The sequence below is a fragment of the Bacillus sp. V5-8f genome, from assembly GCF_002863565.1.
GTDB lineage: Bacteria > Bacillota > Bacilli > Bacillales > DSM-1321 > Peribacillus.
Genome location: NZ_PGUW01000004.1, coordinates 724601 through 737412 on the forward strand (window position 1 = coordinate 724601; position 12812 = coordinate 737412).

A 12812-nucleotide genomic window follows, 5' to 3' on the forward strand; every position below is an offset into this window, starting at 1 on the left:
TCCTATTAAAAGAAGGCAACTAACCCATATGGGAGTTGCCTTCTGATATTTCTTGGGATTGTTCCGTTCAGGTTGGTTTTTCTTACAGAACGCTTGCTGTACGGAATGGACTCTTGTTGATTGCTTTGTCAACTGCCTGTAATTTTAATGAGGTTCCCTTTCTTTGCGGTTGAATGGATATTTTATAATTCCCTAGGGAATCAACCGTTGATTTGCTTACTAGTCTGCTTCCTGAGTATAGATACACGATCGACCCTTTTTCTGCTTTTCCGGTTATTAACCGTGTTTGGGTTGTAATTTTGTTGACGGTCGGAGCAGCTGGCGGTGTTTTGTCAATGGTTGTTACAACTCTTGAAGCACTTTTATTACCGGCAGGATCCTTGGCGTATAGGGAAATCTTCGTTCCTGCTTTTTGTTTTACCATACTGATTTTGTAACTGCCTTGCGGTGTTGCCTTAGCAGTTCCGATAATTTTGCTGCCCACCAATGCAGTGACAATGGAATTGGCTGCCGCTTTGCCTGTTATCGCTGTATGATTATCCCAAACAGGATTGACCGCAGGCGTTGCTGGAGGGTTTTTATAAATATTCAATACGGTAAAGACCTTGGTTGTCTTATTGCCTGCCATATCTTCCACAGTGAAGGTGTATGTTCCGTTTTTAGAGACTGGAAACAACGCATTATTCCCTTTTGAAAAAGTTCCTCCAGGCAATGTGATTCCCTTTATTGTATTGTTGTCATTGGCATTCACCACAAGTACAATGTCATTTTTAGTTGGAGTAGTCGTACTTGATATGATGCTAGCCTCCGGGCTGATTTTATCAATATTTGTTACATTCAAGGTAGAGGAAGCAACGTTTCCAAGCAGATCCTCTGTTTCAAAGAAATAAGACCCATTTTTTGTTACCGTGAAGGTTGTATTAGAATCTGCTACCCTTTTGCCATCTGGTAGTCTGATGTTTTTTATCCCGATGTTGTCGTTGGCTCTTACTGTAACCTGAACATTTCCATTCGTAGGGTTGGTCTTATCGGGAACCAGGGTGATGCTCGGTACAATATCGTCCTTTACAACCTGGCTGAATTCATATGACTTTTCAGATGCCTCCTCGCCCTTGCTCCGCACTTCTACCTTAAACGAGTAAGTCCCATTAGCTGCAGGCCTCCAAACCGTACTCTGGCTTGAGCTATAGTTCTGGATGACCTTCCACTCTCCGTTCGCCTTTACTGAATATCTGTATTCAGGTTCAACGCCTCCACTTGACGAGGCGTTGAAGGTGTACTGCAATGGCGCCTGGCTGTCGTTTACAGAGACGGAAAGATTTGATATAGGGGGATTGCTTGTATAGAAAGTGAAGGTTCTATCACTTTCAAGCTTTTCACCTGAATAGCCGCTGACTGCCCCTTGGCCAATTGTCAACGTATACTGAGTACTTTCATATAAATATTGCGGCTTGATATACAGGATCCCATAATTCAAATCAGTTGACACCTTGATTTCACCATTTGGTCCCTTCAACGAGATTGTGGATGGATCAACAAGGTTAACCTTTTGATTGAACTGTAAAACAAAAGAACTGTCTGCAGGGACCTTTCGAATGCCATTGTAAAAATCGTACGGCTTGATCCCTTGGGAGTCGGAGGACAGGAATAAACCGTCAACATAATTAAACGGCTGGGATTTATAATCCTGGATAAATTCTACAAAATTCTTTCCGCTTTCATCCTCATAAATGGCTATCAATCCATCCTTATAGTACAAGTGGTTGACCAACACATCTTCTTTGAGGGAATACAAGTAATGGTCTGTATTATACTCATAAATGTCAATTCCGCCATAATTGCTCGCAGCGAAGGTTAGCTTTTCGTGGAAGGCAAAATCATGAAATTCATCACCCATATCAAAACTGTATACCATGTCTCCAGATTTTAGTGGGGCAAGTTCAAAAACATAGCCACTATCGTTATACATGTATTGTCCGTCTGGTGTGATTCTCCCTTCAAAATCAATGTCATAGTCTCCATGATACGGAGAGTCGTATGTTGCCGTGATATCCCCTTTATTCACTTCAAAGGCATCTATATCCCTGGGGGAAAGAGTAGAGTCAATCGTATAAATCTTTGAGTTTTCTGCACTGTAATAAATGGTCGACCTTTCATAAACATTTGCCTCATGGCCGTTTGGGATTTCCGTTTTATCAAGTAAGGAATAAGCTTTTATATTTTCCCATTGTCCGGATCCTGGTGAAATATAAATTATTCCGTCTTTATCAATAGCAATGTCATATGGGTCCGTCGCTACTTCCATCAAGTCAATTAATGTGAAGTCGTTGGCATTCACTTCAGCGATTGCACCAGAATACGGCCCCATATTATAGGTGTTATGGCTAGTTTTAAGCTGGGTTACGTACAATTTGTCGTTGTACATCTCTATCTTTTCTGCTGCGTAAGGCAGAATAAGGGTTTTTACATCCCCGGTTTCATAGTTCACGGAATAGATGGTCTTGCTTCCTAGCTTTGTTAAATAGATAACAGGACGTTTCGGGTCTACAACCGAATCGTAAGGGTGAAAGGCAATGCTTACAGGACCTGCAGCTGCGTGAGCAGTATCAGGTTTTAGCATGGGAAACTGGCTGAAAATTAGTAAAATGACAACGGTAAAAAAATGAAAAATACGTCTCAAAATAAATCCTCCCATAAAACTACAATATTAGTTAAATTATAGTAAGATTCCTATATATTTATATAGAGGTAATTATTTACAATAACAATAACATACGTATTTATTTCACAGAAAAAGCTCTTCTCAAACGAGAGGGGCTTACTAACTAAGGCCTTGGAAAAAATAAAACCAAAATCAATAATATATAAAAAATAAGATTATAGACTTTAAACTAAGTAACCTTAATCCGCGGTTGATTTGGAAAAAGGAGAGGAGGCTTCTTAAACTAATAATAGAAGACTTAAAGAGCCCTGACTCCGATGAACGGATGGAGGCCATCGGGGCTCCGTACCGATTTCATTTGGCTCAAAAAAATCATCCAGATTTAATATTTGAAATATATTTCTAGTATATAGCTGGAAAATAAAAAACAGCGATTGTTATAATATTGTTTAATGGTTACATAAGAGCAGTTATATTTTTTTGCGACGTATGGTTGACGAGGTAACAGGCAAAAAAAGCAGGAACTATTTCAATTATTGATTGTGGTAAATTAACGTAAAATTGAAGGTTCTTGTCTTTTTAAACGCACACTAATTTTACATTTTAAGGGGAATTCAACCCGGCAGGTATGGAAATCAATGCAAACTATATTCGAAGTAAAAGTGATGGCGTTGTCACGGCAATAGCTACCCCTTTTCATAAAGGGCGTACAACAATGGTCTGGGATATTAAAATTACTGATGTGGATGGAAAACTAATTTGTATATCTCGATGCACTATTTCAGTTGTTAGTAGAAAACAATGATTTTTTGTGGAATGGTTAGCGATCTTCTATAAGTACATCGCTTTTTTCTCGTTCATTTATAATCATGAAGAAAAATGTAGCGGAATTAGAAGATCAGCGATTCAGGGGAAGTGGTCTTAGGTGAACTCTAATACTGTTCGGGAATGTTCCTTGTCTTTGGGCTTGTTTCAAGAAATTATACATAGCTTTACCACCAACAGCATTGGCAGAGTGAATCGTTATACTTGCTGCATACAGATCGTGCTTAACCATCAACTGAACAAGTAGAAAACCATTTCTAATCTTATCGGTGAGGTCGTGATCCAATGACAGGTGTTCAATTTCAAAATTCCTCAATAATTCTAAACAATCATCTATTGTCTCAGTTAATACATATCCATCAGGTGGCTCTCGGTAATCATCCAGGAATACTCGAATTTTCATATCTTCTCACCTCGCCTCTAAGGGAGGACTAAGAAAAGTCAGATATCCCAGATTTTTTATTTGATTTAAGTTTAACACAGTTATTATAACTCGTGTTGGAATATTCTGAAATTATTTACTTTTTCACTCAGGCATATAAATCTGCCTTGTTTTTAAAATGTAAAAGGGAGTTCGATTGAAACAGATTCTGATTTCAAAGATTAAGTCTGCCTTATATTCCAGTTTCATTCTCGGAGGGCTTTACTTTTTTATAGAACTCGGAACAGGCTCGACCATCTATTTTATGATAGTGCTTTATATGCCCTAATAGGTAGTGTTATATATGGGGTACCTGTTTCCTTTTTATCAGATTATGTAACAAAAAAGAGGGGCATGTATCGATTTTTTTAATGTTGAACATGCTCCCCGGCCTGAAAAAAATGGGGATTAAACGGTTTATCGATTAAATGAGAAAGGTTACACACACACCTAGCCCGCTTCCGCGTAGTTAAGGGATCATAGTAGATTAATATTATTATATTGATAAAGACGGGCATAAAGAAGGATTGCAAACGGATGACTACGACTTATGAGAAGCTATTCTTAAAATGCCCGTTTATTTGTTCACTGGCTACGGTAGTGTTGCACCACGTTTGCTTAGTTCTTGAAGTAGTTCGCGGTAATCTTTTATTGAAATCTTACCTAATATATACTCTTTTCTAGCGTGGTCCAGCAAGACATTTGCATGCGTTGGCAAATGAGATTTACTTATTATAAAATTTGTAATTAAACGTTCAATTTTCATCTTAGTCTCCTGAAATGTTAATAAATTTCCAAGGAAAAATATAACATGATTTGAAGAGATATCCCGAATTTTGAAAATTCAAATTAACGACATGAAATTACATAAACTTCTAAATTTATTAAGGGAATTAAGTGATTATCAGGAATCATCTATGGTAAGAGGTGCGTCCAGATTTTGACGAATTGTTAACTAATGTATTAGGGGAACATAAGAAAACTACACAGGTGGTGCACCGTAATCTATAGATTTGAACACGAGATAAAAAGACAAGGGAAAAGAATCCCTTGTCTTTTGAGTATGTACTGATTTAGTTACGTGCCTTTTTGACTTGATCGTTATATGCGTGTTCGCTGTCTCGATGCTTGCCTTTGTTTTCTTGGTCCTGATGAATCCAGATTGTGCGATCTGGTTCGCGTCCAAAACCGTCAATTTCCAGCCGATCCTTGTATGCCTCAATTACAGAAAAAGCACTCGTATCCGCCGTATCCAGCATTCCTCGGAAATTCAAGTAGGTGATGCCGTTTTTCTCAGCAAAATTACCCTCGTGGTTATGCCCGTTAAAGTAAGCAACAACATTGCCTGCACGTTCCAATACCTTGACAATTTCAGTGTCATTCCATGCGTTATGTTCGTTGGCTGGATAAACTGGATGGTGTCCGATGACAATGACTTTTTCGTGTTTCTTCTTTGATTCTTCCAAAACCTTTTTTAGCCAATCCAGCTGCTCTGGGCCTACGCCTCCATTCCATGTCTGTGCATTCGCCGCACCGGTAGCCATCAGTTGGTTATACATCTGTTCCGATTGCTGGTACTGGGCAGAACCCTGTTTGTGAGCGTATAGCGAGCGGTCATTCGTATCCAGAACGACAAAGCGATAGCCTTTCTTGGCAAAGTCATAATATTGATTCGGCATATCTAAAATGTCTGCGACTTCATCAGTTGTCACGGGGAAATCATGGTTCCCCAGGGTGTGGTACCTTTTTCCTTGAATCTGGTTGAAATAAGGCAGGATGGTGTTAAAGCTATCCACGTTGCGGTCGATCAAATCGCCTGTCTGAATGGTGAAGGCCAAATCATGCCGGTTAAGTTCAGCTGTTGCTGCCTGGAGCTTTTCAATGGAATTCCGGTAAAAGCGGACACCCTGTGTATCGCAGTCACAGTATTGAATATCGGCAATAAGGCCAAATTCAAAGGAGGGCTTTTTGTCATAGCGTTCGTTCTTCTCCGCCGAAGCCAAACTTGCGGTAAATAGGGAAGCACCCAATGCGACAGACGCTCCCATCACCATTAATTTTTGTGCGATGCTTGATTTCCGTGTTTTCATGAACAAGTTAATCCCCTTTCGTCTTTGAAAAATTACATTTCTAAATATAGCGTATGGAAAAATGAAAATTGGCAATTTTACAAAAGACTTAAAACGAATTAATAATGATATTGAATCTTTACATATTCCATGACTCTCGTTACTGGAGGATTGGTCGATATTATGTTAATGAACTATATAATTAGATTTTTCAACGATCAAAGATCAGTCTTTTAAAAATATGAATTGGAGGAAGATCCTGTCCTAGAGCACTCTCGTTAAAGGTGAGGACTAGGGAATACGTCTTTATTCATGTGATTAAGTAACCCTGAAATCCGCGGGTAACTATGATTCAATGTGTGATGAATAAATTTTATTAAAAATGAAACAAAAAAAGCTATTGACGACTGAGGTGTATTAACTATATAGTACACTTATAAAGTGTATGAACCATGTAATACATACACTAACGATTACCAATTCAGCTGTCGTAAATTTAGGCTGCATGGGAGATGTTGACATGAATGTTACCTTTAATAACCGCGATCCGGTGTATTTGCAGGTTGTCCGCCATTTTAAGGAGCAGATTGCAATAGGTGCAATTATTGCTGGGCAGGAAGTGCCATCAAGACGGGAGATTGCAGGCAGCTTAAAAATTAATCCAAACACTGCTCAAAAAGCGTATAAGGAAATGGAGGAACAAGGTTTGATTTACACGGAAAGAAATCATCCAAGCAAGATTACAACGGACCAGTCGATTTTAAATGCAGTGAGAGAGGAACTGATTCACGAGGCAATCGATGCGTTTCTGAAATCAGTTCATCGAATCAATGTGCCAATTGAAGAACTGTTGACGCTGGTCAAGGAAAAATATGTAGAGAGCTTTGAGGAGTAAGGGGGCAGGCAAACGTGATTGAAGTTAAGAATATCTCGAAAAAGTTTGGCAGGAAAAAAGTGCTGGACGGACTATCTTTTCAGGCAAACAAAGGGGAAATCACCTGTTTGATCGGAATCAATGGTTCCGGTAAGACGACGACATTAAAAGCAATCATGGCGTTAACACCTATTTCCGATGGACAAATCTTGATTGATGAGGCGGCAATTTCAAAGAATATGTATGAAAAAGTTACCTTTATTCCTGACACGATCACTATGTTGCCCAACATGACGATTAAGGAATCGATGATGTTCATGAAGGATTTCTACAGCAATTGGAATGAGGAACGCGCTTCCACGCTGCTGTCGTTTTTCAAGCTTGATGAACATACTCGCATATCAGAACTTTCAAAGGGGAATGCAGCCAAAATCAACCTGCTGCTTGGATTGTCCATTGATGTGGATTATGTACTGATGGATGAACCATTCTCAGGAATAGATCTATTTAGCCGTGAGCAAATCGCTGATGTTTTTGCCAGCCATTTGATTGAAGACAGGGGCGTAATTATCACAACGCACGAAATCGGTGACATCGAGCATTTGATAGACAAGGCGGTCTTGATCGGAAACGGGAAAGTCCTGAAAGAATTTAAAACTGAGGATATCCGTATGGAGGAGGGCAAATCAGTCGTTGATGTAATGAGGGAGGTGTATCTAGATGAAAAGTTATCTTAAACTAGTGGATTTTGAAATCAATAGGGCATCTAGATTTTTTGGGTCACTGTTGGTGATTGTGGCCATTTCGCAATTTGCCGGTGTTGTTGTAAGGTCAAAAACCTATTTAAGTGAAGCAAGCAGGGTCATGAGGGATCAATCAATCACACAAGCAGAATTTCTTACTAGCCACGGCACGATAAGCTTTTCACAAATCGTTACAAGCCTCTGGTTCCTTGCTCCAATCGCACTGAGCGCGGCTTTGTTGATTTTGTATATCTTTTTCATTTGGTATCGTGACTGGTTCGGCAAGAATACGTTTATTTACCGGCTGCTGATGCTGCCCACTGTACGAATCAACATCTTTTTTGCCAAGGCTACAGCTATTCTCCTGTTGGTCCTTGGATTGATCGCATTTCAGCTTATCCTGCTGCCACTGCAGCAGACGCTCCTTGAATCTCTGGTGCCGGCTGAGTTTATCGGTTATTTGGACTATCATCATGCACTAAACAGCTTCTGGTTTTTATCCATGATTATCCCGCATTCATTCGATCAATTCCTGGTGTCATATGGTATTGGCATTATGGCCGTGTTTCTGCTGTTTACCGCGATATTATTCGAGAGAAGCTTCCGGTGGAAGGGAATTGTAATGGGGATTCTTTTCATCCTATTTGCCGGGTTGCTGCTGTTAACACCGTTTCTAGTGGGAGAAATGTTGTATCCGAAAGAGCTGCTGTTACTCGAGGGCGTGCTGCTTATGTTAATCACGGCATTGTCAATTGTCATCAGCCGGTTCTTATTAAATAAAAAGGTAACGGTGTGAGGAGGGGTGAACAAATGAAACGATATTGGAGGACACTACTGATTACTCTTGCTGCTTTGATTTTCATAGGCTCTTTTTATATCAAGAATGCAGTATCTGAAAGCAGCCTTCCGCAGTTTACATTTGTCAAAGAGTCCGGTGACGATAAAGAAATCATGCCGGTCACATTCGCAGGCTCCTTCGACCGAGCTGGCCATTTTGGACGTTCGGAGGGCCTCCTTATCTCAAATAATCAGATTGATTACAATAGTGAGCAATCGTTCGTGCAACTATTCACCAATGGTTATGGAAACGATGGGGAAATAAGAGAACTTCAGGAGAAGTATCCTTCCTATATGAGAGGAAAGTGGGGAGCAGCTTCTCTTTATGAAGATAAAGATTTCCTGGTGCATGCTACCATAAAGGAAGAAGAGAAAAGTGAGAAGAAAGAATATTCCTTCAACATTTCACTCTTAGACAAGGAAAAGGAAGAACGAACGGATACTAAGGTTAAAATTCTGACGGAAAAACCAGTTTTATTTATGGGGGAATTGGATGTTCAGATGGTAGGCGGGATGTTGAAAGTCGTTGCAGTACAAAGTCTCCATTCATATTCAGATGTGGAGAACAACGAGGTCCATATTTACACAATCGATTTATCTAGAGAAAAAATCATTGCAGATGAACTTATTTTTAAAACTGAACAGGCAGGGAGCACCTTCATTAATTATCAAAAGTTGAGAGAAACAAATGTACGGAATCCAAACAACTATTTCGTATATGAAAAATATGAGCTTCAAGAAAGAACGGGCAGAAATGGGAACAAAACAATGGATAAACAAGGAAGCGAACTGATGGTTTATAATTTTGAAACTGGAAAACAACAAAGTATTCCAAATTCGAAATACACTGGATATGAATCGTTTTACAATGATACCGCCATTTATGTCATTCATCGAAAGGCTGAGAGATTACAAATCGAAACACATGATATAAACAAAAGGCAACTGATAAAATCTTTCGAATTTTCAATTATGGCCAGCCAAATGACGGAAGATACTAAGGTGATTATTAAAAACAGCCGAATTTACTTATATTCTGCTGATGAAACCTATCCCCGCAAAACTAAACAGCCGCCGGGTCAATTGATAGTTGCTGACCTAAACACTGGCAAGGAATTGTACAAGGGTCAGCTGAAAGCGAAAAAAGGAACGGAAATGGAAGGGATTCTCCGGATAAATTACATGGAAATACAATAAAAGGGCGTGCCAGTACATGTCACCTTTGAAGAAGAGCACAACACTCGTGTTGGTATGGTAACCAAAATGGGAAATCCGCTGTTATGACGAAAGTGAAACCGAACATCTCCTGACTAAAAAGCTGTTTTAGATCTCTATGTACATTCAATGGAGCATATTTATTATGATTGACACACGAAAAAAGCCTTAATTAGGATTGCTAATTAACAGGCTTTTTTCTTTGTAAGATCGTTTTCCAAAGGAGGTAAATGGAGAAGCTGGTAGGTTGCGGCTTAATTTATCATATGTACAAGCTATTAAAGTGACCGCCCATTTTTAATAGAAAAAAACTCATTTACTAAAATTACCGAAAAGACACATTTTTACGTAGGACAAACTCTCAGCCCTGTCCAGTAAATTGGGTTGTACATAGTATGAAAGTGTAAGGTAGCTTTTCCACTAACACATAAAAGGAGGGTACGACATGGGTGACTACGCTGGCGGTGGCTACGGCGGTCAATTTGCTTTCATCCTTGTAATCTTCGTATTATTGGTGATTGTTGGCTGCGGTTGCTTTGGCGGTTATTAATCATCACATAAAGCCTGATAACGGGTTTGAACCCGCTATCAGGCTTTCTTTATTTATTTGGGAATTGTCCGTTATCAAGTTTATTTAGCCGAAATGAAGGATAATCTATCCGAATTCAAAATAATTTAGCGAAAATGAAGGATAATTTGTCCAGAAATCAGATTAATTTAGCCAAAATGCAGGATAATCTGTCCGGACTGGCAATCATTGTTATCAGCTTACAATTTATTGATATAACTGGCACTCATTGATATCAGCTCCGAATTACTCGATCTAACAGAAACTTCATAGGTATCACCTTTATATTTATCGACATAAAGGCTGGCTCTGCGGATATAATGTTGGCAATTTATTAGCTAATGAAAAACTTTTGTAAAACTAGAACATTGTGCCAATTCTCTAATTAATGTTTGTTCCTAGATAAATAGGATAGTAGGTTAGTGGTTATTTCTGAAGGATAAAACATAACACCAAAGGAGTAAGTAGATTGTTTCCAGTAGAACTCATTAACCATGAACTTAAACGATTAGTTGACGATTATTATCAATGTGATAATTTGCAAATAAAGGAACAAATATACCATGATATGCTGCTTTTAAGTGAAGCATTGTTTTTTTCTGATCAACCAGAAGTGCAGAATAGCTGACGCAAATAAGGTGCGTCAGGGGATATTATCATGTAAAAGTATCCGTAAACTAAACTAAATTTGCATAAATCCATATAAACTTACATGAAAGTGCCGTGTTCCGGCACTTTTTTTATATACCTGTAGTGTGGAGTGTTTGAAGGGGGAACTGCGAGATAGAATTTCTACTATCTAGTTTTATTTACATAATTTGTAAGTTACCTAACTGGGTAATAGAATGATATATTAGGATATGTATTTTGAAATTTGGAAATTTCTAAACTTTCTTCCATAAATAAGCCATGTGATAAGCTTGTCCCTTAAATTAACGATTGCAGGTTGTTTTTTGGTTTTCCACTAAACATGCATTAAATTTTTATACTTGGAGTTTCTGCTAGATTGCTGTCATATTGTTACTTTTTCAAAAAAACAGTCTCATAGACTAGGATTATAGAAAATAACAGGGCGAGAGGGGAACATAATGAAGAAAAAGACAAAGTTCATGACGTTATTGCTTTGTACTGCGTTTAGTTTATCCATGATGGCTGACGGGGCTGCCGCAGTTCAAAAAGATTCAGCCGGAAGCGAAGAACAAGAAATCAGAGTTTTAGTAACCGGAGAGAAGAATAACGTAAAAAAAGTAAAAGAGCAACACAAGGAAAAATGGGATTTCGGCACGGAAGGATTTACTATGGACGTTAGCCAGACGGACTATAATAAATTGAAAGGCAATAAACAGCTGGAAATCAAAAAGGTTCCTGTCGTAACCATTTCAAGACCTCAAGCTACAGCCGTAAGTGCTGCGGCTGCTGTTTATCCCTCAATGCGAGTTCCATGGGGGATTAAAGCGGTATATAACGATTCATCCCTTCAGACAACATCAGGAGGGAATGGAACCAAAATTGCCGTTTTGGATACAGGCACGACAACTTCACATATTGACCTTGCAGCAAATGTAGAGCAATGTAAAGATTTCACCTCTACAACAGCCACTATTGTTAATAATTCTTGTACGGACCGTAATGGACATGGTACCCATGTGTCTGGTACTGCTCTAGCAAATGGTGGTTCAGATGGTCTAGGAATCTATGGAGTAGCACCGGAAGCAGAGCTATGGGCTTACAAGGTTCTCGGAGATGATGGATCTGGCTACTCGGATGACATAGCAGGCGCGATCCGGCATGCAGCAGATCAGAAGACAGCCACAGGTACGAGAGTAATTATCTCCATGTCTCTTGGTTCAGCGGGAAAGGACACCCTGATTACGAATGCTGTAAACTATGCATATAGCAAGGGATTATTGGTGATCGCAGCCGCTGGAAATAGCGGATATGCAGCTAACACAATCGGCTATCCAGGAGCCTTGCCGAATGCGGTGGCGGTGGCGGCTTTAGAAAACCGGCAGGAGAATGGAACCTATAGGGTCGCGAACTTTTCATCCCGTGGGAACCCTAATACAGATGGTGATTTTGTGATCGGGGAAAAGGATGTAGAAATTTCTGCTCCTGGAGCTTCCATCGAGTCCACTTGGATTGACGGCGGATACAATACGATTAGTGGAACATCCATGGCAACCCCTCATGTATCCGGGCTAGCTGCAAAGATTTGGTCAGCCAATCCAGGACTTACCCATGCGCAGGTTCGTTCCCAGCTTCAATCAAAAGCCAGGGTGTATGACATAAAAGGTGGATATGGCTCTGCAACAGGCGATGATTATGCGTCAGGCTTTGGATTTGCGCGGGTAAAATAACTGAACATATTGATATCCGAACCCGGACAATGGACAACCATGCCGGGTTTTTCCTACATGGCTACTTTTGTATACGGGACATTGGAGTCATTTTATGTATCTAGTCTATTAAAGGCGTTTTATTTTGCTATTAGTTTTGAAAAAAAGTCTAATAATTGCGATTAGGCGAATTATTAGACTAATACTCGCAAGGAGGAATTTGGTGAATATGGCTTACTATATAATATGTACAAGCTATCAA

General features: G+C 39.5%; 10 protein-coding genes and 1 pseudogene. 7 read left to right on the plus strand and 4 right to left on the minus strand.

Annotated features, from left to right (window positions below; genetic code table 11):
* Positions 1-82 precede the first annotated feature (82 nt).
* A complete protein-coding gene (locus CUU64_RS07555; RefSeq protein ID WP_101632896.1) occupies positions 83-2680 on the minus strand; it encodes an Ig-like domain-containing protein in 2598 nt (865 codons plus the stop codon).
* A gap of 607 nt (positions 2681-3287) precedes the next feature.
* Between CUU64_RS07555 and CUU64_RS07560 the strand changes: the two are divergent.
* Positions 3288-3467 (plus strand): annotated as a pseudogene (locus CUU64_RS07560) (hotdog fold thioesterase); the annotation flags it as partial.
* Positions 3468-3560: 93 nt separating this feature from the next.
* On the opposite strand, the gene CUU64_RS07565 reads toward CUU64_RS07560, so the two are convergent.
* From CUU64_RS07565 to CUU64_RS07575, 3 genes are all read right to left on the minus strand, one after another.
* Positions 3561-3890 (minus strand): cyclic-phosphate processing receiver domain-containing protein, encoded by a 330-nt coding sequence (locus CUU64_RS07565; protein ID WP_101632898.1) that lies wholly within the window; start codon positions 3888-3890, stop codon positions 3561-3563.
* 610 nt (positions 3891-4500) lie between these two features.
* Positions 4501-4674, minus strand: coding sequence for a YppF family protein (gene yppF, locus CUU64_RS07570; RefSeq protein ID WP_101632899.1), 174 nt, complete (start codon positions 4672-4674; stop codon positions 4501-4503).
* Between the two features lie 307 nt (positions 4675-4981).
* The gene (locus CUU64_RS07575; RefSeq protein ID WP_101632900.1) at positions 4982-5998 is read right to left on the minus strand and encodes a metallophosphoesterase; all 1017 of its coding nucleotides are present in this window, start codon (positions 5996-5998) and stop codon (positions 4982-4984) included.
* A gap of 499 nt (positions 5999-6497) precedes the next feature.
* Between CUU64_RS07575 and CUU64_RS07580 the strand changes: the two genes are divergently transcribed.
* From CUU64_RS07580 to CUU64_RS07605, 6 genes are all read left to right on the plus strand, one after another.
* A complete protein-coding gene (locus tag CUU64_RS07580) occupies positions 6498-6872 on the plus strand; it encodes a GntR family transcriptional regulator (protein WP_101632901.1) in 375 nt (124 codons plus the stop codon).
* Between the two features lie 14 nt (positions 6873-6886).
* Positions 6887-7588 (plus strand): ATP-binding cassette domain-containing protein, encoded by a 702-nt coding sequence (locus CUU64_RS07585; protein WP_101632902.1) that lies wholly within the window; start codon positions 6887-6889, stop codon positions 7586-7588.
* On the plus strand, positions 7572-8390 hold the full coding sequence (locus CUU64_RS07590; protein ID WP_101632903.1) for a hypothetical protein: 819 nt from the start codon (positions 7572-7574) through the stop codon (positions 8388-8390). Before CUU64_RS07585 ends, CUU64_RS07590 begins: the two co-directional genes overlap by 17 nt.
* A gap of 14 nt (positions 8391-8404) precedes the next feature.
* Complete coding sequence (locus tag CUU64_RS07595) at positions 8405-9628, plus strand: hypothetical protein (RefSeq protein ID WP_101632904.1); 1224 nt, start codon at positions 8405-8407, stop codon at positions 9626-9628.
* A gap of 463 nt (positions 9629-10091) precedes the next feature.
* Positions 10092-10196: a YjcZ family sporulation protein gene (locus CUU64_RS07600; protein ID WP_101632905.1), complete on the plus strand. Its 105-nt coding sequence runs from the start codon at positions 10092-10094 to the stop codon at positions 10194-10196.
* 1106 nt (positions 10197-11302) lie between these two features.
* Complete coding sequence (locus tag CUU64_RS07605; protein WP_101632906.1) at positions 11303-12571, plus strand: S8 family peptidase; 1269 nt, start codon at positions 11303-11305, stop codon at positions 12569-12571.
* Positions 12572-12812 lie beyond the last annotated feature (241 nt).